This window comes from Microcoleus sp. MON2_D5, assembly GCF_036701905.1.
In the GTDB taxonomy this organism is placed as follows: domain Bacteria; phylum Cyanobacteriota; class Cyanobacteriia; order Cyanobacteriales; family Microcoleaceae; genus Microcoleus.
Genome location: NZ_JAUBRM010000097.1, coordinates 1 through 20,455, shown reverse-complemented (window position 1 = coordinate 20,455; position 20,455 = coordinate 1). Strand labels below are relative to the sequence as shown.

Annotated in this window: 22 protein-coding genes and 1 tRNA gene; 12 read left to right on the top strand and 11 right to left on the bottom strand. The window is 46.5% G+C overall.

What is annotated here, in order from left to right; translation table 11 throughout:
• Nucleotides 1–48: 48 nt before the first annotated feature.
• The 7 genes from QUA47_RS25855 to ndhC all read right to left on the bottom strand — a co-directional run bounded on the left by QUA47_RS25855 (nucleotide 49) and on the right by ndhC (nucleotide 2,985).
• On the bottom strand, nucleotides 49–333 hold the full coding sequence (locus QUA47_RS25855) for a hypothetical protein (protein ID WP_333432862.1): 285 nt from the start codon (nucleotides 331–333) through the stop codon (nucleotides 49–51).
• Nucleotides 334–465: 132 nt separating this feature from the next.
• A complete protein-coding gene (locus tag QUA47_RS25850; protein WP_333432863.1) occupies nucleotides 466–699 on the bottom strand; it encodes a DUF4926 domain-containing protein in 234 nt (77 codons plus the stop codon).
• A gap of 100 nt (nucleotides 700–799) precedes the next feature.
• Nucleotides 800–1,027 carry a type II toxin-antitoxin system HicB family antitoxin gene (locus QUA47_RS25845; RefSeq protein WP_332967673.1) on the bottom strand — a complete coding sequence of 76 codons (228 nt, stop codon included), beginning with the start codon at nucleotides 1,025–1,027 and terminating at the stop codon, nucleotides 800–802.
• A complete protein-coding gene (locus tag QUA47_RS25840; protein WP_006635497.1) occupies nucleotides 1,024–1,248 on the bottom strand; it encodes a type II toxin-antitoxin system HicA family toxin in 225 nt (74 codons plus the stop codon). Before QUA47_RS25840 ends, QUA47_RS25845 begins: the two co-directional genes overlap by 4 nt.
• A gap of 165 nt (nucleotides 1,249–1,413) precedes the next feature.
• On the bottom strand, nucleotides 1,414–1,917 hold the full coding sequence (locus tag QUA47_RS25835) for an NAD(P)H-quinone oxidoreductase subunit J (protein ID WP_333432861.1): 504 nt from the start codon (nucleotides 1,915–1,917) through the stop codon (nucleotides 1,414–1,416).
• A complete protein-coding gene (ndhK, locus tag QUA47_RS25830) occupies nucleotides 1,910–2,632 on the bottom strand; it encodes a photosynthetic/respiratory NAD(P)H-quinone oxidoreductase subunit K (RefSeq protein ID WP_190661736.1) in 723 nt (240 codons plus the stop codon). Before ndhK ends, QUA47_RS25835 begins: the two co-directional genes overlap by 8 nt.
• Nucleotides 2,623–2,985, bottom strand: a complete 363-nt coding sequence (gene ndhC / locus QUA47_RS25825; RefSeq protein ID WP_006635500.1) for a photosynthetic/respiratory NAD(P)H-quinone oxidoreductase subunit C — start codon at nucleotides 2,983–2,985, stop codon at nucleotides 2,623–2,625. Before ndhC ends, ndhK begins: the two co-directional genes overlap by 10 nt.
• Nucleotides 2,986–3,147: 162 nt before the next feature.
• On the opposite strand from ndhC, the gene QUA47_RS25820 reads away from it, so the two are divergent.
• The 9 genes from QUA47_RS25820 (at nucleotide 3,148) to QUA47_RS25780 (ending at nucleotide 9,682) form a co-directional block, all read left to right on the top strand.
• The gene (locus QUA47_RS25820) at nucleotides 3,148–3,483 is read left to right on the top strand and encodes a rubredoxin (RefSeq protein ID WP_333070731.1); all 336 of its coding nucleotides are present in this window, start codon (nucleotides 3,148–3,150) and stop codon (nucleotides 3,481–3,483) included.
• The gene (locus tag QUA47_RS25815; protein ID WP_333432860.1) at nucleotides 3,470–4,483 is read left to right on the top strand and encodes a photosynthesis system II assembly factor Ycf48; all 1,014 of its coding nucleotides are present in this window, start codon (nucleotides 3,470–3,472) and stop codon (nucleotides 4,481–4,483) included. Before QUA47_RS25820 ends, QUA47_RS25815 begins: the two co-directional genes overlap by 14 nt.
• A 56-nt stretch (nucleotides 4,484–4,539) precedes the next feature.
• Nucleotides 4,540–4,788, top strand: coding sequence for a cytochrome b559 subunit alpha (psbE, locus tag QUA47_RS25810; RefSeq protein ID WP_006635503.1), 249 nt, complete (start codon nucleotides 4,540–4,542; stop codon nucleotides 4,786–4,788).
• Nucleotides 4,789–4,808: 20 nt separating this feature from the next.
• Entirely contained in the window at nucleotides 4,809–4,946 is a 138-nt protein-coding gene (psbF, locus tag QUA47_RS25805; protein ID WP_006635504.1) for a cytochrome b559 subunit beta, read from the top strand.
• Nucleotides 4,947–4,955: 9 nt separating this feature from the next.
• The gene (locus QUA47_RS25800) at nucleotides 4,956–5,078 is read left to right on the top strand and encodes a photosystem II reaction center protein L (protein WP_006635505.1); all 123 of its coding nucleotides are present in this window, start codon (nucleotides 4,956–4,958) and stop codon (nucleotides 5,076–5,078) included.
• A 69-nt stretch (nucleotides 5,079–5,147) separates the two neighbouring features.
• On the top strand, nucleotides 5,148–5,270 hold the full coding sequence (locus QUA47_RS25795; protein ID WP_006635506.1) for a photosystem II reaction center protein J: 123 nt from the start codon (nucleotides 5,148–5,150) through the stop codon (nucleotides 5,268–5,270).
• Nucleotides 5,271–5,606: 336 nt separating this feature from the next.
• Nucleotides 5,607–7,859, top strand: a complete 2,253-nt coding sequence (locus tag QUA47_RS25790; RefSeq protein ID WP_333282104.1) for a transglycosylase domain-containing protein — start codon at nucleotides 5,607–5,609, stop codon at nucleotides 7,857–7,859.
• A gap of 486 nt (nucleotides 7,860–8,345) precedes the next feature.
• Entirely contained in the window at nucleotides 8,346–8,540 is a 195-nt protein-coding gene (locus QUA47_RS25785; protein ID WP_333432859.1) for a hypothetical protein, read from the top strand.
• Between the two features lie 407 nt (nucleotides 8,541–8,947).
• Nucleotides 8,948–9,682, top strand: coding sequence for a hypothetical protein (locus tag QUA47_RS25780; RefSeq protein WP_190661718.1), 735 nt, complete (start codon nucleotides 8,948–8,950; stop codon nucleotides 9,680–9,682).
• Between the two features lie 105 nt (nucleotides 9,683–9,787).
• Here QUA47_RS25780 and cobA read toward each other — a convergent pair whose 3' ends face one another.
• The 4 genes from cobA to QUA47_RS25760 all read right to left on the bottom strand — a co-directional run bounded on the left by cobA (nucleotide 9,788) and on the right by QUA47_RS25760 (nucleotide 13,987).
• Nucleotides 9,788–10,597: a uroporphyrinogen-III C-methyltransferase gene (gene cobA, locus QUA47_RS25775; RefSeq protein WP_333432858.1), complete on the bottom strand. Its 810-nt coding sequence runs from the start codon at nucleotides 10,595–10,597 to the stop codon at nucleotides 9,788–9,790.
• Nucleotides 10,594–11,337, bottom strand: coding sequence for a sirohydrochlorin chelatase (locus tag QUA47_RS25770; protein ID WP_333432857.1), 744 nt, complete (start codon nucleotides 11,335–11,337; stop codon nucleotides 10,594–10,596). The genes cobA and QUA47_RS25770 overlap by 4 nt, the downstream gene beginning before the upstream one ends.
• 240 nt (nucleotides 11,338–11,577) lie before the next feature.
• Nucleotides 11,578–12,261 carry a manganese catalase family protein gene (locus QUA47_RS25765; RefSeq protein ID WP_006635510.1) on the bottom strand — a complete coding sequence of 228 codons (684 nt, stop codon included), beginning with the start codon at nucleotides 12,259–12,261 and terminating at the stop codon, nucleotides 11,578–11,580.
• 190 nt (nucleotides 12,262–12,451) lie between these two features.
• The gene (locus QUA47_RS25760) at nucleotides 12,452–13,987 is read right to left on the bottom strand and encodes a serine/threonine-protein kinase (protein ID WP_333432856.1); all 1,536 of its coding nucleotides are present in this window, start codon (nucleotides 13,985–13,987) and stop codon (nucleotides 12,452–12,454) included.
• 635 nt (nucleotides 13,988–14,622) lie between these two features.
• Between QUA47_RS25760 and QUA47_RS25755 the strand changes: the two genes are divergently transcribed.
• The 3 genes from QUA47_RS25755 to QUA47_RS25745 all read left to right on the top strand — a co-directional run bounded on the left by QUA47_RS25755 (nucleotide 14,623) and on the right by QUA47_RS25745 (nucleotide 20,171).
• A tRNA-His gene (locus QUA47_RS25755) sits at nucleotides 14,623–14,695 on the top strand.
• A 303-nt stretch (nucleotides 14,696–14,998) separates the two neighbouring features.
• Nucleotides 14,999–19,303 carry an AAA domain-containing protein gene (locus QUA47_RS25750; RefSeq protein ID WP_333432855.1) on the top strand — a complete coding sequence of 1,435 codons (4,305 nt, stop codon included), beginning with the start codon at nucleotides 14,999–15,001 and terminating at the stop codon, nucleotides 19,301–19,303.
• Nucleotides 19,281–20,171 (top strand): hypothetical protein, encoded by an 891-nt coding sequence (locus QUA47_RS25745; protein WP_333432854.1) that lies wholly within the window; start codon nucleotides 19,281–19,283, stop codon nucleotides 20,169–20,171. The genes QUA47_RS25750 and QUA47_RS25745 overlap by 23 nt, the downstream gene beginning before the upstream one ends.
• Nucleotides 20,172–20,455 lie beyond the last annotated feature (284 nt).

Below are 20,455 nucleotides of genomic sequence, written 5' to 3'. Positions count from 1 at the left end.
ATGCACCTTACTTGCTCTCCATTTTTGGACACCATACCTAATTTACCACTATTTGAGCCTTAACTGAACCGTATTGGGACATGACGACTGCGGTTGCCTAATGCTTGTTACCTTCACGTCAACTAATATCCCTGGGAAATCGATGCCGCTTGCTGAATTACCATCTATAAATTCATATCGCTGCTTGAGATAGAGTCTGAACTTTTGCTCCAAATATGTCCCAACAGCCTTTCCGTCTGTGATGCCATAAAGCAAAGGTTCTGGGTGTTGAGACTCGGCGGCTGAAAATATTGCCGCCTCAGAACAAAGAATTTCTACGGTCAGATTCGTCATTTTGATGAACCACCAGATTATTTAATTTGCTGACCAATTAAACGGTATCATTAAAGATCGCAGGTTTATTAGCTATTTCACTTATCAACCTGAAATCCAATTTTTTATAAAGTCCGCAAGTTATTGTGCCGCTTATGCTGTAACCATTTCGGGTTTGCGATCCGGTGATGCTGGCTCAAAGTACAACACCATGATTTGCTCTGGATGCAACCCGAAAGATTCATAAGTGCGTCCGTTGCGATCGCTAAATTCAACTTCAAACGCTGCACCATCAGCCAACAGTTCAACCACAGTCCCTACTTGTCCGCGCCAGAGATTGTATTCAGGAATGTCAACGGTCAAGGCAACAACATCTAGTAATTTAATTGTATTCTTTGCCAGTCTTATTACCTCCAGGCACTACAAAGGATAGCAGGTTGTTAATCTCGGAATCTCCGAATCATGCTCAATGACTTCAAATCTATGCTCAAGCAAACAGCAAGTTTTGTACTAAAGTTTTAGGTGCTGGGAGAGATTTACCATCTGCCTGATATTCTTCAACTAAAAGCTCTAATACCTCCACTGCATTCTGCAAAGCTTCTTCGTAGGTATCTCCGTGAGTGTGGAACTGCTGAGATGGAAAATCAGGTAAGTGAACTAGGTAGCAGTTATCTTCATTTGACCATTGAATAACAATTATATAAGGTAATTTCATGATTCCGACTCCTCTTCTTCAATTGCTTTCAATATTCCAATTTTTCGATTAACTTCTCTCTCTAAATACAGTTTCGCATCATCGCCATCATTTCCAGCAATGGTAATTGGTTCATTAGGTAGTAAAGGATGAACCCATCTTGTATGACTGCCTTTTGCCGAACGATAAGTAAACCCAGCTTTTAGCAACAGGCTTTTGAGTTCTCTAATCTTTTTGGGCATAAGCAGACATCAAAAATGTAGCAACGTGACGGACACACTTTCATCATATCCCAGAAAGTTTTGATCGACATTTCAAAAAAAAACGCACAAAAAAATGTACCCACTCCTTAAAGAAGTGGGTGCAAAATAACCAACTGTATTTTGAGCTAAAAACTCAAAATTTCCTTAATAAGCGTCTTGCAATTCGTAAAAATCAGGGGAAATGTAATCTTTCCGCAACGGCCAGCCTACCCAATCTTCGTTCATCAAAATCCGTTTCAGATTCGGATGTCCTTCGTAGACAATGCCGTACATATCGTAGGATTCCCGCTCTTGAAAGTCGGCTGCTTTCCAAATCCAGTAGACTGATGGCACTCTGGGATCTTCGCGGGGTACGAATACTTTGACGCGGACTTCTTCAGGCTTGGAAGCATTGTCTGTCAGTTTAGCCAAGTGGTAAACGCTGACTAAATCTTCTCCCGGCCCTTGGTCGTAGGCGCACTGGCACTGCATATAATTAAACCCGTAGGCATACAGTGCTGTTGACATCGGAATTAGGAATTCTCGATCGACCTTTAATATCTCCACGCCCAAATTATCGGCCGCTAAAGCTTCATGTTCAAAGCCATTTTGAGTCAACCACTGGGAAACCTTCCCGGCTTCAACAATCGCAGATTCTGTCTCAGCCACGGTTTACCTCCTGTTTTTGTCCTGCAAGCAGGGCCGGCGGTACAGGCATTCCCATTGCTTCCGTCAATTCCTTCGGCGGCGCGATCCGGCCTGGAATAGACAAGTATTTGCCGTCCAAAATGTCGTCTACTACTTTCATTTTGTGGGGTCTGGTGTAGTAGCGGTGGGTGGGCAGCAATCTGGCCCGTTCTTGCATGGAATCGTTGGCGATTTTTTTCCGCAGTTTGATAATTGCGTCAATAATCGCTTCTGGGCGGGGGGGACAGCCGGGGATGTACACGTCTACGGGAATCAGTTTGTCAACGCCTCTGACTGCTGTGGTGGAGTCCATGCTGAACATTCCGCCGGTGATGGTGCAAGCGCCCATCGCGATCACGTATTTGGGTTCCGGCATTTGTTCGTACAGCCGCACCAAGATGGGGGCGTACTTCATGGTAATTGTGCCGGCGGTGATGATCAAGTCGGCTTGCCGGGGGCTCGATCGCGGTACTAAGCCGAATCTGTCGAAGTCAAAGCGCGATCCGATCAAAGCTGCAAATTCGATGAAGCAGCAGGCGGTGCCGAAAAGCAGCGGCCACAGGCTGGAAAGTCTCGCCCAATTGTAGAGGTCATCCACTGTTGTCAGGATGACGTTCTCTGAGAGTTGGGATGTGACTTCGGGGCGCTCGACTGGGTTGATCAGCGCTTTTTGTGATTTGTCAGAACTTAAGACCATTCCAAGGCTCCTTTGCGCCATGCATAGACAAGAGCAATAACGAGGATCGTGATAAAAAACAAGGCTTCGATAAAAGCCAACAGTCCTAGCTGGTTGAAAGCAACCGCCCAAGGATAGAGGAAGACGGTCTCTACGTCGAAGATGACGAAGACTAGGGCGAACATATAATATCTGATGTTGAACTGAATCCAGGCTCCGCCGATCGGCTCGACGCCAGATTCGTAGGTAGTGCGTCGGTCGTAGGGACGACTTTTCGGGCGCAGTACCTTAGACGCCGTGAGGGCGAGGATAGGGACTAGGCTGGAAATTAACAGGAAGCCTAAGAAATACTCGTAGCCGCTGAGTGCAAACACGGTGAATAATTACTGCCTAGGTGAAAGGGTTCTGTAACTTAGTCTTTACATTATATAGATTTTGGGTAGCTAAAATTACGAGTTGGTTGAGATTAATCGTCCATCTTCTGCAATAATTTTTAATGTATATTTTAAGATTAGCTTACCTACTCTTTTGGAGCTATGAGCGATCGAGCCACTGAGACTAAGACCCTCGATCGGCACGAGTGCCGCGCCTGCGGCTACGTCTACGATCCGAAAAAGGGGAATCCTAAAAATGACATTGCCCCGGGCACGGCTTTTGAAGATTTGCCCCAAACTTGGGTCTGTCCCGTTTGCGGGGCACGCAAATCGGTGTTTCAAAATCTCGGTCAGATGGAAGGGGTATCGGGATTTAAGGCAAATCAGCGCTACGGTGTCGGTGTCAACGGCATGACCGAAGGTCAGAAAAGTTTGCTGATTTTTGGCGGCTTGGTCGTTGGTTTCTTGTTGTTACTTAGTATGTATGGTTTGCAGTAAAACGATTGTGAGATTTTGGCAACGAATTGTAATGTTATTGGCCGCTGCCCTCATCTGTACGAGTTGCAGCACCATCGGTTCCGTGAGTTACAACCCCTGGCAAGTTATTTCCTTGCCGACGGAAGCTAATTTGCAGGATATTGCCTTTACGGGCAATTCTCAGCACGGCTGGGTTGTGGGTTCTGAGGCGACTTTGCTCGAAACCCTTGACGGTGGCACTAGCTGGAAGTCTATAGCACTGGATATCGACGATCCGAGGTCGCGTTTTGCGTCGGTGAGTTTCTCTGGTTCCGAAGGCTGGATTGTCGGCCAGCCTTCAGTTTTGCTCCACACGAACGATGAGGGCAAGTCTTGGACGCGGATTGCTTTGAGCAGTCAGTTGCCTGGTTCTCCCAGTACGATCGCAGCTTTGGGCCCGAATTCCGCCGAGATGACGACCGATGTCGGGGCGATTTACCGGACTTCCGACGGTGGCAAAAATTGGAAAGCTGTCGTGCAGGATTCTTTTGGGGTAGTTCGCAATATCAACCGTTCTGAAGAGGGGCAGTATGTTGCGGTTTCCTCGAAGGGCAATTTCTACTCGGTGTGGAAACCCGGACAACAAGCTTGGGAACCTCACAACCGCAATAGTTCTCGCCGCCTGCAAAATATGGGCTTTACCAAGGACGGGCGTTTGTGGATGCTCGCCCGCGGCGGTCAGATTCAGTTTAGCGACCCGTCCAATCCTGACGGTTGGGGAAAACCGTTTTTTCCCGATCGCAAAGCGAGTTGGGGTTTGCTGGACATGGCTTACCGGACTGATAATGAAGTTTGGGTAGCCGGCGGCGGCGGCAATTTGCTGTGCAGTTTGGACGGCGGGAAAACTTGGCTAAAAGACCGCGAAGTAGAAGATGTTCCCGCTAATTTTTACAGGATTGTCTTTATGGGCCCCGATCGCGGATTTGTGATCGGCGCGAGCGGTACTTTACTTAAATATCAAGGTTCAGCACAAGCTGCTTGATAGTAGAATAGTAATAGAGATTGTCTGTCAATTTGTTGTTGAAAGGAGGATTCTAAATGGCTGGTACAACTGGAGAACGTCCGTTTGGGGACATTATTACAAGTATCCGTTATTGGGTAATTCACAGCATCACCATTCCAGCTTTGTTTATTGCTGGATGGCTGTTTGTGCAAACGGGTTTGGCTTACGATGCTTTCGGAACTCCTCGCCCTAACCAGTATTTCACACCGCAGCGAGAAGAAGTGCCGATTATCTCGGATCGCTTTGAAGCTAAGAAACAAGTAGATCAGTTCATTGCCAAGTAATTTAACAAGGATTTGGAAAAATGACGAGCAGAACCCCAAATAATGAGCCAATTTCGTATCCTATTTTTACGGTGCGGTGGTTGGCAGTTCATACTTTAGGTGTCCCAACAATTTTCTTTTTGGGCGCGATCGCAGCAATGCAATTTATTCAACGATAGGAGTTTACAATGCCTGAGCGCCTTCCTAATCCCAACGAGCAGCCTGTTGAGTTAAACCGGACTTCTTTGTATTTGGGTTTGTTGCTGATTTTTACTCTGGGTATTTTGTTTTCCAGTTATTTCTTTAACTAACTGGTGTCTGAGTTTGCTTTCGATAGTTCGATCGAATGTGTTTAGCTGTGAATTAGTGAGGTGATAGCTATGTTTAGTGAAAGTGGCAGAATTCCTTTGTGGCTGGTAGCTACTGTCGCAGGTCTCGGTGTTCTGAGCATTGTGAGCCTTTTCTTCTACGGTGCTTATGCCGGTTTGGGTTCTTCGATGTAAGGAGAATTAAGCCGATTTTCGGCTTTTAACCCCCCTTTTTCAAGGGGGGTTTTAATTACTTAAAGTGTGTTGGTAAATTAGGGATAAATTTGATTTAAAGTGTTGATGTTTGGGCAAGTTTATGATATTTTAATTCTCTCGTGATAGCGGGATTTTTTGTGGTTGGGTAGAGATTTGCTCAATAAACGGATTCCGAGCGGGTTCACCAATCACCGCAAAATCGCTCGCCACTAGCCGACGATAGCCTCCTTCTGTGGGGCAGATCCTGAAATTAGCCAAAAGTTGCGAGTAGAATGGTGCAAGAGCCGATCGCTCGACTGTAGTGCACAGCGAAATATGACCCCACCGCCGCCGCCCCGCAAACCTCAAACCGTCTTGGGTGCAATTACCCAAGCAGTCCAGACTATTGCCAAGGTTAATTTTAACCAGCTAGCGCTGAAACCAAACGCCAAAGTACCCGAACTGTGGGTACAGGATGCGGGTGCAGCTAAAGCTGAGGTTTATCCGCTGTTAGGCGATCGATATTTGTTAGGTCGATCGTCCAAATCTTCAGATATTGTAGTTCGCAATCCCGTTGTCAGTCACGTGCACTTATCTCTGTCGCGGGATACTCGGCGGCGGACTCCTTTTGTCATCAAAGATGAAGACTCTACCAACGGCATTTACAGCGGCAAAAGGCGAGTTAAAAGTATGTCCCTGCGTCACGGAGACGTGTTCACTTTAGGGCCGCCGGAACTAGCCGCCGCTGTCAGAATTCAGTACGTATATCCGCCGCCTTGGTATTTGGAACTGGTGCGTTACAGCTTTTACGGCGTCAGCGGAATAACCGCTTTGATTGCCGTGTTGGTAGGGATGGAATCGACAAAGTTTCAAGTGCGGCCTCTGCCGAGAAGTATCAATGGCCCCGTGATTGTTTACGCGCGCGACGGGCAAACTCCCCTGCGTCCTCCTCAGAATAACGCTCACTTAGAATTAAAAAAATTGCAGGATTTTTCGCCTTATTTATCCAAGGCGGTACTTGCTTCGGAAGATAGCCGCTACAATTGGCATTTGGGGGTAGATCCGCTGGGGGTTTTGCGGGCGCTTTTGACCAATGTTCGCGGGGGAGGAATTCGCGAAGGCGGCAGCACTGTGACGCAGCAGTTAGCGAGGAGTTTATTTCGAGATTATGTGGGAACTCAAGATTCGGCAGGACGCAAATTGCGGGAAGCCGTAGTTGCTTTTAAACTGGAGACTTATTACAGCAAAGATGAGCTGTTGCTGACTTATTTAAATCGGGTGTTTTTGGGAATTGACCTTTACGGTTTTGAGGATGCGTCTCGGTTTTATTTTGGCAAATCGGCGAAGGATTTAACTTTGTCAGAGGCGGCAACTTTGGCGGGCATTTTGCCTGCGCCAAACAGTTTTAATCCGATTCAAAATTATCAATTGGCGGTGCAGTACCGCGATCGAGTGATCGAACGGATGCGGGCACTGGGGACGGTTTCTCAGGAAGAAGCAGATCGCGCGAGGCGATCGCGAATTGAGATCAATCCCAAAGCTCGCGAATTTTTGCAAAGTACGATCGCTCCTTATTTCTACAGTTATGTATTTGACGAATTGGAGTTTTTGCTGGGGGAACAGTTAGCCCGAGAAGGCAATTTTATTGTAGAAACAGGTTTGAATCCCGGTCTGCAAAAGTTGGCGGAAAGTTCCCTCAGAAATGCTGTTGAAAATGCGGGAGCCAGTGCAGGTTTTTCTCAAGGAGCTGTGGTAACTCTCAATAGTACAACCGGAGAAGTCTTAGCTTTAGTTGGGGGCGTAGATTATTTGAAAAGTCAGTTTAATCGGGCTACTCAAGCTTTGAGACAGCCCGGTTCTACATTTAAGATTTTCACCTATGCAGCCGCCCTGGAACGGGGAATCTCAGCCGAGAAAACTTATTCTTGCGCCCCCCTTTCCTGGGGGGGACAAAGTTACAGCGGCTGCGAAAGAACCAGCGGCAGTGTGGATATGTATCGCGGCTTAGCGTTGTCGGAAAATGCAATTGCATTAAGGGTAGCACAGGATGTCGGTTTAGAAGATGTAGTGCAAATGGCTAGGCGTTTGGGGATTACTTCTGAACTGCGTTCTAACCCGGGTTTAGTATTAGGTGAAAGTGAAGTTAATGTGTTGCAATTAACGGGTGCTTTCGGGGTTTTGGCCAATCGGGGTTTGGGAAATCGTCCCCACGTAATTAAGCGAATTATTGACAGCAGCGATTGCAAAGATAGAAATGATTTTAACAGTTGCCGAGTGATTTATGACTATCAAAAAGATGGCATTGCCAATCGGCAGTTAGTTTCTGAAGCCGTGGCGGATACGATGACTGATATGCTGCAAGGTGTTGTGCGGGGAGGTACGGGCAGCAGTGCCGCTTTGGGGTTGGGAGAAGCTGGAAAAACAGGCACAACTAATGATAATAGAGATTTGTGGTTTGTCGGTTATATTCCGAGCCAGCAACTGGTGACAGGAGTTTGGTTGGGAAATGATGATAATTCTCCGACTGGGGGAGGTAGTGCAAATGCCGCTCAGTTGTGGGGGGAGTATATGCGGCAAGTGGCGCGTTGAAATTGCTGAAATTATTACTTTTACTTTTTTAAAATCCCCGACTTCTTAAAGAAGTCGGGGATTTGCGTATTGGTGGACTTATTTATAGCATTCACCAAGGTGGTTAAGACTTTTATTGGTAGGGGTAAGGCTAGCCATAAGCACCCTACAGATAGAGTAGGTGCGTAAGTTTTGAGTTTTTTTACCAGTCGCGGCCATGTCTGTAAAATAAGTGACACTCAAACGAGCTACCCCAAACGAGTGTCACTAGAAAAGTTACTGGTAAAGCGTTTCCGTTAGCAGTTACGCCTAAGAAATAAATGCAAACAAGGGGTCACGTAATGCTAGACGGAGAAACAATGCCACACGAATTCGCGATCGCGAATTCGAGGGTGAAAGAAATTACGAATACCAAGGCCTGAAACCCGCATTGTATCCTCGGCGCTCTAAAACTGTCCCGAGTATTGATTTAGGTGTATGTAGACTCACCTACTTTAGGAGTTTCCCATGAAATTTAGTTCCCTGTCGATGACGATCGGCTGTTCGAGTCTAGTTGCTCTGGGGCTATCGCAATCCCCCTCAATCGCTGCAACTGTAACCGTGCACTTTCCTCGGATGCCGAGGAGCGGCCAAAACTTCGAGCACACCCACACTGTCAGACGTTCTACCAGCAATCCTCTGCAGGATGTGGGTGCTCTCTAGAACTTATTTCAGGGGCCAACCCGTACCGAAATTGCTAATGCACCGGGTCTAGAGAGGGCGCTACCGCTGCTCCCGAGCAATGCCTGCGACGGTCAACCTCTACCTCCTGGAGCCATCAATGCAGGTCGCTTTATCATCAAACGCCAAATCAGAGGCAGTAACATTGCCTACAAAATTCGCATCTGCAAACCTTTTATTAGCGGTGGAGTTGGAACTACTGCGATTCTGGAAACCGCTATTAGAAAGACTCTTTGGGCAAATCTCAACTACGTCTCCCGCGTGAAAAACATTACCCAAATCGATATCGCTCAACCTAATAATCAGTGCCTTGGTGGTAGTGGAGCTACCTGCTGGCCATAACATCTGCGCTCAAACCAAATTCATTTATCTAAATTAAGGAACATACTATGAAACCCATAATTTCTCTTTTAGGCGCGATCGCAGCGATCGCCCTTTTGCCCCACATTGCCCAAGCCAGCGCCTACAAAACCAGCAGTCGCACCACTTTTATTAATATTAAAGAAATTCCTGGTGACAGTGGCTCTGCTATTGGCGGCGGCTACTACAGGACTTACGTAGGTGGCAGGCAGTGGGGAGGGAACTTCCAGGCGACTAGCGTCACCAGCAGTGGTGGCATCAGAACCTATACTGGAACCTTCACCGACGAGCGTTTCGGGCCCGGTGCAACGCAACAATGTAAGGGCAACCTGAAACTACAACGTCCGGTTTCTAACTCCGGCCCTGCGCGCCTGACAGCCACTTGGACGATTACTGGTGGGGTCAACTGTCCCTCTCGGGTGGGTTCAATCTTCAAGCTCAATCTGACCGAAGCCGTCCCCGTCGCCAATAGCAGCGGCAATTTCCTGGCCAGCAATGCCAATACCATTGAATCTGAAACGGCAGGCAGCGCCACTTGGCCTAAGTGGGTTGTCACCGACCCAACGGGACTCAATTGTCGCGCCACTGCCCCTAGTGGCACTGTCGTTACGACCTTCCCCAACGGCAGCACCGTTGATGTCGGTTATCTGGGCCTCAACAGCTTCATCACCGCTGGGGGCGCTTCCTGGCTGCGGGTGCCCAGCAAAAACTGCTTCATCCGCGCCAACAGCCAATACATAAAGCCCAAGCTGATGCCCTTCTAACGAGCATCTAGCCACTTATTTGAATCTCTAATTTTTGCTTGGCTAGAGAGGGTGTAGGGGCAAACAAGGGCGATCGATCGCCCTTATTTGCTCCTATGTTTTCGCTTATTCTACAGTTTGATGAACAGGGCGACAGCCAGACAATATTGAGTGCAAATTGACAACATTTCCGATTACGGCGATCGCAGGTGCTGCAAATCCGACCGCCTCAACTTGCTCTACAATGGTACCCAAAGTTCCGATCAATTCTTCTTGTTCCGGCCGCGTTCCCCACCGTACTAACGCTATGGGCGTTTCTGCACTCAATTGGGCTGCTGTTAACTGACCGATAATGTAAGGCAAATTGTGGATTCCCATGTATACTACAATGGTTTCCGAGCCGCGGGCGATCGCCTGCCAATTTACCTCCGGTCGATATTTTCCCGCTGATTCGTGACCGGTGACAAAGGTGACAGATGAACTGTACGATCGATGTGTTAAAGGAATTCCCGCATAAGCAGGGGCCGCAATCCCAGAAGTTACGCCGGGGACGACTTCTACCGACACTCCAGCTTTTACCAACTCTTCCATTTCTTCGCCGCCGCGGCCGAAGATAAATGGATCGCCGCCTTTGAGACGAACTACGATCGCATTATCTCCAGCTTTTTCTATCATTAGTTGAGTGGTTTCGTCCTGCATTAACGAGTGGCGGCCTTTGCGTTTTCCGGCATCAATTCGTTCTGCTTGGGGGTTGATTGCTGCCAAAATTTGAGGGCTGACTAAAGCGTCATAAATCACCACATCCGCACACTCTAACAAAGCTTTTCCCTTCAAAGTCATCAAACCCGGATCTCCGGGTCCCGCACCTACTAAATACACTTTTCCTAAAGACATTTTTCTTGGTTCCTTTACCTCTTCTTTGCCTCTGCGGTTCATTTTTGAATTAAATTCCCAATTAAGTCTGCTAATTCTACACTTGCGCCTAGAGGATTTGCGAGATAAAGCTCCGCCGCAGGAAATTGCTGCTTTAGCTGTGCGACATTTTTGGCGATCGCATCTGTAATTCCTCCATTAAATAAGAAGTATGGCACAATCCCTATTTGCTGCTGTCCACCACGAACCAAACTCTCAATTGGCTCTTCCAAACTCGGCTTTACCGACCAATACGCTGTTTGTGCACCGAGTTTGCTGGCGATTTCCTCAACAATCGAGTTACCTCCGGGGCGACGGCTGCCATGAGATAATAAAATCCATTTTGGCAATACCAGATTGGGGAGAAAAGTCACCTCTTGCATCTGACTTTTTACCAATTGTGTTAAGCCTGCTTCCTGGGAACCTAAATGCGGGCGCAATTCAATTTTTAGCTTGTCACCAAAAGTTTGTTGGGCAATTTCCACCTCTGCCGGTATGTCTTCGGCGACGTGAACTCCCGGCAATAAAAATACAGGCAGGATTTGCAATTGTGTCAGTCCCAGCGACAGGGTTCGTTCGCCAAAACTGCAAATTTGTTCGTGTAGCGGTGCGGGCCCGAGTTCTAAGGTGGCGGTTGCTACTGCGGGGAAGGAGTCAGGCAATTTTTGAGACAGCAGTTGAGCTAGGTTTTCCAAAGCTAGTTGAGGTCTGGGGTCGCGGCTGCCGTGAGAAACTAATAAATAGGTAGATGATCGCAATTTCAATATGGATTTGATGTTAATGTTCGATCCGGATTTCAAATAATTGTAACATCATGGGGCGCGTGACTTAAAAATTACTCAACACAAAAGTTCCATATTCTAGGGCGCGCGGCTTAAAAATTACTCAACACTGGGCTTAAAGTTTCTAAGCCGCACACCTTACAAAAGAAGGTGCGCGGCTTAAAAATTACTTAACACTGGGCTTAAATCTTCACTCGCCACCCAGGTTACACAAATCTCAAATTAAGCTTTGGGAGCGGGATCGGCAATGTATTGGAAAGTAGGTTCCGAGTTCCAAGGCCCGCGTTCATCCTTGCCATTTGTGGACAAGTTAAAGTAGAGATCCACAGTGGAATCGGGGGGAATATTGCCGAACATCGGATCGGTGAGTTTGCCCACCGATTCCAAAGCTTTCATGAACATTTGAGTGTGAGAAATTTCGCGAGTCAGCAGAAACTGCAGCGTCTTTTTCGTTCCCATATCCGGTGCTAGTTTAATCAACTCTTCGTAGGTTTGGCGAGCTCCTCCTTCCGCAGCGATATTAGCGCGCAAATCGCGCACCACTTCCCCGCCTTCGTTGATATAAGCTGCCGTCCAAGCTTGACCTTGGCTGTCTAACAAGTGTGGGCCTACGCCGCGCACAGCAAACAAAGTGCTTTTATAAGCTTCTGTTTGGTCAACGTTTTTGGTGTGCATTTCGATGAGTTGACCCACCATTTCTAAGTGGCTGAATTCTTCTAGCGCAATATCTTGAAGCATATCCTTAATCCCTGCATCTTCACAGTGGAATGACTGCACCCAGTATTGCAGAGCTGCTGTCAGTTCTCCGGTTGCTCCGCCAAACTGTTCTAGCAACAATTGGGCAAAACGGGGGTTGGCTTCGTCTACAGTCACCGCAGCCATTAATTGTTTTTTGTGAAAAAACATGGATTGATACCTCTCTTTAATTCTGTTGTGTCTCAGGATCGCAGACTTTATCTGTGTTCGCCTTCAGCATCCATTGTGCGACAAGCGATCGCACCGAGCCTCGGTCAATGGATACATCTCTCGCGATAAATTTCTCTGCTTTCAGGTAGAGTTTAAAGTTAAAATTTTAGCTAGTTAGTCGGTATAAATACTACACTTTACACGCGGCATTATTGTCGCACTCGGTTAATTTTGCAGATAGGGCATCGAGATGCTGCAGCCACTGAATGCCACCAACCCAACTGCGAGAGGGGAGGTGTCCGATTGGTGCTTGCTGATTAAATTTAATCTGCCCTAAAGTAGTAGTAGAATTGTATGCTTGCCAGTTGACCCGATCGCAAAATCTGATATAGTCTCCCTTAACGCTTTCGTAAATCTGCTTTTGGATGCTGAAGCCAAACCGACCTTGACTGTAGTGCAGCCACAGGCGATCGACTGTTTGCAAATCTTCGCAGGGTATCTGGTAAATTTGGCTTATTTCTAGCTGAGTTTCCGGTGGCTGGGAAAGAGATTGACACATCAAGCCCCAAGTTTCGCGGTCGGCTTCTTTCCACTTTTTGTGAGACAAAAAATCCCGCAGTTTGGTATAATCAACTCCCCGTGCAGAAATTAGGGTTGGATCGAGATTTGAAGTATTTGAAGTAACAGATAAGGACAAATTTTCTGCCGAATTGGGGACGGCATTGGTGGGTAAAATTGAAGAATCAGGAGCTTGTAGTGCGCTGATATCGGTTGAGTTGTCGGTATTACCGAGATCAGGAGCGATCGGTTTTTGGGGCGAAAGCAAATTGTGATGGTGAATATCTAAAGCTGCTTGGATATCTTGCAAAACTTCCGTAGCAAAACTGTACCGCTGAGTGAGACGAGTTTGCAGCAATTTATCTAAAATTTCGCCTAACTCGTCGCTAATACTCGTCGCTTTGGGGAGAAACTCGCGCCACCACCAGCGCTCGTTGTTGCAGTCGTACATATCCAAGGGAGGAACTTGCGTCATTAGACGAATGCAAGTAACCCCTAAACTGTACAGGTCGCTAGCAGGAAATACTTTGCCGCGCATTTGTTCGGGAGCTACATAATCTTGACTGCCAATGAGCGTTGCTGGATGAAGCATGGCTGAATCAGTCAGCAATTTGGCAATGCCGAAATCGATTAAGACGAGTTTGTTGTCGGATTGGCGGCGGATAATATTTTCTGGTTTGATGTCGCGGTGAATGACGCGCTTGTCATGGATAAATTGCAGCACTGGCAATAAGTCTTGCAGCAGTTGCCAAATTTGCTCTTCATCGTATACACTCTTGTCTAATTCTTGTTTAAGAGTCGATCCCCCTATAAACTCTTGAACTAAATAAATATGACCTTCTTGTTCAAAGCAGGCTAATAATGTAGGGATTTGCGGGTGTTTTCCGAGTTCGTCTAAACGGACGCCTTCTTGCCGAAATAATTCAACGGCTTTGTTAAAAATTTTGGGGTCGCGGTCGTAAAAATAAAATTGTTTGACTGCACAGCGGGGTAGAGATGGGATGTCTTCATCAATTGCTAGGAAAGTTTTACCAAATCCGCCTCTACCTAAAAGTTCAATCGGGCGATATCGCTGTCTCAGCAACAGGTTAAAGCCGCAGTTTAAGCAAAATTGTGCGGCGTTGGAGTTGTGAGGATTTTGACATTCAGGGTTCACACAGTAGCTCATATTGATTTTAGATTTTAGATTTTAGATTTTGGATTGCGGAGAAGAGTTTTTTTTACGAACCGCGAAGACGCGAAGCGACGCGAAGGAAGAGGGAAGAGAGAAGAGAGAGAAGAGGGATGGTTGATAACTCATGCGGTGTGGGATAAGCTGTCCCGCTTCTTGTGTTGTATTTTTCGGGCGGGCGGGAAACCCCACAAGCATTTCATCTGAGATGTTGCACCATTCTCAATAAGGCTTTTAGGGGCGGGCTAGAAGAGCCCACCCTACAAGAAATTCATTCTTTGTGGAACAGGCATCTTGCCTGTTCTTGAGAAGGGTGCAAGATGTGAGTTTTATCAAACTGGACTGTAAAATTTAGATGCGCCTGGGCTGATAAGGCTATTTTAATGCGCTGGGCCGAATCGGAACGCTGCCAAAGCTACCGAACCCAAGCCGCATGACTGCTGGGGGCGATATAATTGCCGATCGCACAAGCCGGTCGCGCAGAGCGAAAATAGTGCTATAGTCTTACTGTGCTTGGAACTTGAGGCACAATCGATCTGTCGGGTTCAGGGACGCTCAGAAATATTTCAAAATATTTTTGCCTTACCCCTAGACTTGTGCTGAGATCTGATGCTATAGTTAAAACTGATACGGCGAGCGTAGCCAAGTGGTTAAGGCAGTGGTTTGTGGTACCACCATTCGTGGGTTCAAGTCCCATCGTTCGCCCTTTTGATTCTAAACAGTTTAATTCGAGCGCCTGTCGCCTGTACGGTAATTTACGATGGTCGTAGGGTGTGCAATGCACACCTTAATTTTTTTTGGGATGTAGCGGTTCTGTCGGCACAAGTTCCGATGTGCTAATCTTAAATCCGGCGTTGCTGAATACAAATAAGAATTCAGATTTCGGCATTGCTATAAGCCAAGTCGGGTTAGTTTTGTAACATCAAGCGAAAATTTGATTCATACCGTGAATCAGCAACACCCTTAAATCCAATCTAAAATCTAAAATCTAAAATCTAAAATCAAAGTATGCCATCTTTAGTAACAGAAGATTGGGGATATAAATTTAGTGGCGATCGCACAATTAATAAGTTTATTCGGGATATAGAAGGAGAAGCAGCTTTAGGGAAATATTGCGATTGGGAATGCAAAGAACGTGCGGAAATTCTGATGTCGGATATTGCTGGGAAATCCCACAATCTTTTCTACGTGCGCCGCCAAAAGGTAAATGAGAGATTTTCGGAAGAAGAAATCTGGGAATTGTTGCTTGCTACGGATGGAGATGATTTTGAATTACCTCAATTGTTGCAAAAAGCCGATCGCACTTTGCGGTTGTTAGCAACTGTACGCTGTGAAGACGGAATCGGCGGTTTAAAACTGCTGGATGCTGGTTTGGTGGCGGTTCCCAGAGGAAGGAAAGATGGGTATGCTTTGCCGGTGCAGTTGCGACTTTTGGCTAACAGTCGCTCGCCAATTCCTGTAAAGTCGATCGCCCGCGTCCAACAAATGCCATTTTGGGACGACAGACACATACCGACTACCGAACAACTAAAAGTTTGGCATACTTTTTTAAATGTGGAAAAACGCATCGCGGAAGCGCGTCAATTTTGTGTACCTTTCCGAGGGCACAATTACGGTTCCGGCTTCAAAATCGTCACTTTTGAAATCGATCGTAATTCCGCAACTCTTGACGGTTACGAGGAAAATTTCTTAGAATTGGGCGACTTTCGCGACAGGCTAAAAAAGGCGCGAAATGAAGAAATTATCCTATTTGATTCGCCGCCAGGCAGCAGAAGCAGCCGCGATGGAGAGACATTGGGTAGCATCGCTGAAATTGACTTTGAACATGGTAAATTACGGATTAAGTTAGATGTTGATTTAGGAGTTCGCATGGCGGGCGGCAGATATCAACTGCCCAAACAAGGATTCTTATATTTTGAGGCGGCGGGCGATATCAGTCAGATAGAACGCAAGAAGAAAGCTTTAAAAATGCTGACAGATGGCCGCGCTCAAAATCCCTATTTGAGTGAGTTTTTATTCGACTCTTCTCAGGCGAGAATGCCCGAAAAACTGATTAAATTGGATCGGGAAAACTTATTAAATCGCAATGCTAATGACGACCAACTTGCCGCCGTAGAAACGGTGCTTTCGGCGCGGGATTTAATTTTGATTCAAGGGCCGCCGGGAACGGGCAAAACGACTGTGATTGCGGAGATTTGCTATCAAATTGCCCGTCAGGGTGGCAAAACACTAATTGCTTCGCAAGCCAATTTGGCTGTAGACAATGCTTTGAGTCGGTTAGTGCACAATCCGGCGATTCGGGCTTTGCGGAAGGGAAAAGCTCATAAGGTGCAGGAAGAAGGGCAGCCGTTTTTAGAGGAAAATGCGATCGGCACTTGGCTGCAAAATACGGCGACTGACTGCGAAAAAAAGCTCTCGCAGCGCCTGACTAATGTCAAATCTTTGCGGCAGTTGGTGGCAGAATCCGAGCGATTTACCGCCTACTGTGCCGCCGAGAGAGATTTTTTCAATGACCTCAAACATCTGCACGACAGTAAAGCAAATATAGAGGAAAAATGCAGTCAGCAAGCCGCAGCTTATGAAGAGGCTTTAACCAAAAAAAGCGAGATTGAATCCCTAGTTAGGGGGCTAGAAAATTTGCTGGATGCGCCAAAAATTAACTGGGAATCTCCAGAAGTTGCCGAGTTTATGCCCAGACTAAAACCTTATTCAGAAGGCAATGTTTTAGTAGAAAACTTTATGGCAAATGTTCGGGTTGCCACCAGCAATGCTATTCACTTAGGCTTCGATCGCCCGGCTTGTGGCGCCTTTGGGATGGGGGTTTGGCTTCAGGAAACTGTAGCAGCGCAAATAGCGGAATTTAAGACAGCATTCGATCGCGCTGATGATGTTTGTCACGCTATGTCGGCGGTTGCGGAGGCGTTGCGGGTGTCGCGGCAGATGTCTGAGGCTGTGAATCAACTCGAATTGGGCGATCGGCAAAATCAGACACACCGCCACAATCTCGAACAGAAAATCAAGAATTTGGAACTGCGAAAAGCTGAAATTGCAGCCGTTGTCGTCGCCGTTGCACAGTGGATCGAGACGGCGGATACGGGGCTCTATGAAGTCGTGAAAACTTGCTGGGAAACGGGCGCAATGCTCACGGATGATATGGTAGAGTTGCCCGCAGGATTGCTGAAAATTGCCCGATCGCTCAAATTGCCGATCGTGCCGCCCAAATGCAAAATCAATTTGCCCGATTTGGATCGGTTGCAAAAGGCGATATCCCACGAAGAAAGCGCAGGTTGTAAGGACATAAAAGGGCAACAGTTCCGGTTTAGCGAGTTTCTGCACCTAAATTTGAGTCAAACGCCCCTCGTGCTCTCTGCGGGCGATCGCGCACAGTGGCAACAACTCGCCAAAGACTTCGCCAGCTATTCTCAAGTCAGTCAAAGTCAGCGCAAATTCATCATCGAAAAAGCCGCCACTTTCTTAGCTAGCATTCAACAATTTTACAGTGAATCCTTGCACCCAAATCATATCCAGTCTACCTTCGATCGCCTAGTCAAAGAATTGCTGCACAGTATCCTCGCAAATGCCCGTCAGTGCGTGGTTCCCCTGAAAACCGAAACCGAACAGCAGCTTATCAAACAGCAACAATTATTAGATAAAATCGGTCAAACCTTAAACCAGCAGCAAATATCCGCCGCTAAACTTCAGGTAGAAACAGCGCAGCAAGAGGCGAACTTAAAAATTAGCGAAGTTACTAATTTGTTGCAAGCAATTGTCCAACAGCCAAACGCCCCTGAAAAGTTGCGGATTTTAGCTGAACAATATCTCGCCCAAAAATCCAATATTTGGGAGCAACCGCAGCAGTTCGTCAAGCAAGTTGAGGCTTGGAAAGCAAGCGCCATTCAGCTTGAAAAATCAATTGCCGATCTAGACCCTTTTGGGGTTTTGGAGACCATAAAAAACACTCTTGACGAGCATTTCTCTCCGCTACAAACTGCGGCTGCAACTTCGCAGCAGCAACTCGCCGAACTTCAAACCGAATTGAGCGAAATTACCGCTCAACTGCAACAGCAGCAACCGACAGCAGCATTACTGGTTGAGAGAAATTGGTGGGAGTCAGCATGGCAAACTATCCCGACTCAATATCAGCCAGAAGTTCCGAATACAGGATTATTCACCGTAGCTTTTTTAAACAAAATTAAGCGTTTATTCAAAACTTGGCAGCGGAAATTAGAACAAGAAGAAACAGCACTAAATCGTTCTCAAAACTTTGTAACAGATTGGATTCAAAAACTCCGCAATCCATCAGAAAAAGACCGCAACGATTTAAAGCAAATTTATATTGACAATGCCAACGTAATCGGCATTACTTGCGTGCAGGCTGCTAGCTTCGATTTTACTAAAAACTTTCCCAGCTTTGATGCAGTCATCATTGACGAAGTTAGCAAATGCACTCCCCCAGAGTTATTAATTCCCGCTTTGAAAGGCAGAAAGTTAGTATTAGTGGGCGATCACAGGCAATTGCCGCCGATGTTTAATCAAAGTACGATCGACGATATTGCCGAAGACATCGGCTGTACCGGAGACGAACTTAGCTTTATCAAAGAATCTTTGTTCAAAGTTTTGTTTGAAAATGCCAGCGACAGCATCAAAAAAATGCTGACAACTCAGTATCGAATGCACCCGCAAATCATGGGCGCAATCAATCAGTTTTACCAGCAAAAACTCAACTGTGGCATTCAGGAAGCAGACACCAAGCGCGCCCACAACCTGACAGGTAGAATCATTCAAGAAAACAATCACATTCTCTGGGTGAAAACGCCCATCGGACAAGGATTTGAAGAGGAAAAACAGGGTACTTCGCGGTTGAATGTCAAGGAGATTGATGCGATCGAGCGTTTGTGCGAACAAATGCAGACAGCTTGGCAGCCCAAAGTTGCCGAGGGTGAACCACCGAAAGAAATCGGAATTATCACTTTTTATGCTGCTCAATTAAATGCAATTAAAGACAGAATAGAAGGCGAAAGATTCCCTGCATTGAGCATCCGCACTGGTACGGTTGACATATTTCAAGGCATGGAAAGACCTGTAATTATTGTCAGCACCGTGTGCAATAATGTTAGGGGCGATATTGGATTTGCTAAGGAACCGGAACGGGTGAATGTGGCATTTTCCCGCGCTCAAGAATTGCTAATTGTTGTCGGTTGCCACGATTTATTTACCCAACAAACAGGTACTGTCGGAAAAATGTATCAGGAAGTTTCAAAAACGGTGCGTCACTGCGGAGGTTTTGTAGATGTTTCTAGCGTCCTCAACTAAACCAATAGACTCGAATTTAAGTTCGCTAGCCGAACAAATTGAGCAACAAAATCCGGGTTTGTCTGTGTTGGCGGCGCGTCAATTCCGCTTTGCAATCCGCCAAACTCCGCTGGAGGTGGCGGTTAGCGAACCGCGCGAGTTTAATGTGTTGGAAGAGTTCATTTTGCGGGCGGGTGTTGAGTTTGAACCTGCGCCAACTTTGAAGGAATTGGCGGATTTGCTGGGGTTGGACGAGATTTTTGTGAAGACTACGGCGGCGACTCTGGTTAGTTTGGAAAGCTTGGAGGTGGCTGAAAATGGGCAAATTGCGATCGCCCCGCAAGGTAGAGATTTTTTCGAGAAAGGTGCGGTTAGTCGATCGCAAATTCAATCAATTTACGCCATTTCCGATCCTTTAAATCAAACTCTTACCTTTAAATTCGATGCTTTAGCCGCAGAATCGGTCAACTTACCAGATTTAGCAGATTTAGTATCCCTCGAACATAAAATTAGCGACCTTGCGAATTTAAGTCTAGCAGAAATCCAGCCGTTAATTCAAGATTCCGGCTTAGGAATTCACGCCCCACAAAACGGCAAAATTGTCTCTGCTTGCGATGTCGTCGGCGACGATTTAGATATTTGGCAAACAGTCTCGATTTTTGTGTTGCTAGATGCGATCGAAAATAAAACTACTATTCAACTCAGACAGGGAAAGCAAATATTAGAAACAGCCTCAAACAGACTCAACGAACTTGAATCTCAGCAAAAACTTTCCTTAAATGACTTGTGCAAATTAACCCCCGACATCGCACAGCAAGAATCAGAGACAATCCCGGTTCCGAAAACTCCTAAAAAGCCCTCTAAGAAGAAACGGAAGGAAACTATATGATGAGGATTAAAGTCCTACGGACTGGTTTGTAGTAAGGACTAAAGTCCTGATTAACTGATATCTTGCACCATTCTTAATTACTTGTTTAGGAACGGGCAAGATGCCCGTTCCACAATAAAATCAAGTTTTGTGGAACGGGCATCTTGCCCGTTCTTGACAAGAGTACAACATATAACTCTTAACCAAAAAATGAGGTAATTGTGCAATATTGGAGTTTAGACTAAGCAGGTCAAAAAGTGCGATCGCTGTGAGACTAGCGAACAGTTATCAAGAACGGCAATGGT

What these genes read in the sequence shown, in the direction of transcription:
- QUA47_RS25855 (WP_333432862.1), bottom strand. Translation starts at nt 333, where the DNA reads ATGACGAATCTGACCGTAGAAATTCTTTGTTCTGAGGCGGCAATATTT.
- QUA47_RS25790 (WP_333282104.1), top strand. Translation starts at nt 5,607, where the DNA reads ATGACCCCACCGCCGCCGCCCCGCAAACCTCAAACCGTCTTGGGTGCA.
- QUA47_RS25750 (WP_333432855.1), top strand. Translation starts at nt 14,999, where the DNA reads ATGCCATCTTTAGTAACAGAAGATTGGGGATATAAATTTAGTGGCGAT.
- psbE (WP_006635503.1), top strand. Translation starts at nt 4,540, where the DNA reads ATGGCTGGTACAACTGGAGAACGTCCGTTTGGGGACATTATTACAAGT.
- QUA47_RS25840 (WP_006635497.1), bottom strand. Translation starts at nt 1,248, where the DNA reads ATGCCCAAAAAGATTAGAGAACTCAAAAGCCTGTTGCTAAAAGCTGGG.
- psbF (WP_006635504.1), top strand. Translation starts at nt 4,809, where the DNA reads ATGACGAGCAGAACCCCAAATAATGAGCCAATTTCGTATCCTATTTTT.
- QUA47_RS25780 (WP_190661718.1), top strand. Translation starts at nt 8,948, where the DNA reads ATGAAACCCATAATTTCTCTTTTAGGCGCGATCGCAGCGATCGCCCTT.
- cobA (WP_333432858.1), bottom strand. Translation starts at nt 10,597, where the DNA reads ATGAACCGCAGAGGCAAAGAAGAGGTAAAGGAACCAAGAAAAATGTCT.
- QUA47_RS25800 (WP_006635505.1), top strand. Translation starts at nt 4,956, where the DNA reads ATGCCTGAGCGCCTTCCTAATCCCAACGAGCAGCCTGTTGAGTTAAAC.
- QUA47_RS25760 (WP_333432856.1), bottom strand. Translation starts at nt 13,987, where the DNA reads ATGAGCTACTGTGTGAACCCTGAATGTCAAAATCCTCACAACTCCAAC.
- QUA47_RS25765 (WP_006635510.1), bottom strand. Translation starts at nt 12,261, where the DNA reads ATGTTTTTTCACAAAAAACAATTAATGGCTGCGGTGACTGTAGACGAA.
- ndhK (WP_190661736.1), bottom strand. Translation starts at nt 2,632, where the DNA reads ATGGTCTTAAGTTCTGACAAATCACAAAAAGCGCTGATCAACCCAGTC.
- QUA47_RS25795 (WP_006635506.1), top strand. Translation starts at nt 5,148, where the DNA reads ATGTTTAGTGAAAGTGGCAGAATTCCTTTGTGGCTGGTAGCTACTGTC.
- QUA47_RS25815 (WP_333432860.1), top strand. Translation starts at nt 3,470, where the DNA reads ATGGTTTGCAGTAAAACGATTGTGAGATTTTGGCAACGAATTGTAATG.
- QUA47_RS25785 (WP_333432859.1), top strand. Translation starts at nt 8,346, where the DNA reads ATGAAATTTAGTTCCCTGTCGATGACGATCGGCTGTTCGAGTCTAGTT.
- QUA47_RS25745 (WP_333432854.1), top strand. Translation starts at nt 19,281, where the DNA reads ATGTTTCTAGCGTCCTCAACTAAACCAATAGACTCGAATTTAAGTTCG.
- QUA47_RS25845 (WP_332967673.1), bottom strand. Translation starts at nt 1,027, where the DNA reads ATGAAATTACCTTATATAATTGTTATTCAATGGTCAAATGAAGATAAC.
- QUA47_RS25820 (WP_333070731.1), top strand. Translation starts at nt 3,148, where the DNA reads ATGAGCGATCGAGCCACTGAGACTAAGACCCTCGATCGGCACGAGTGC.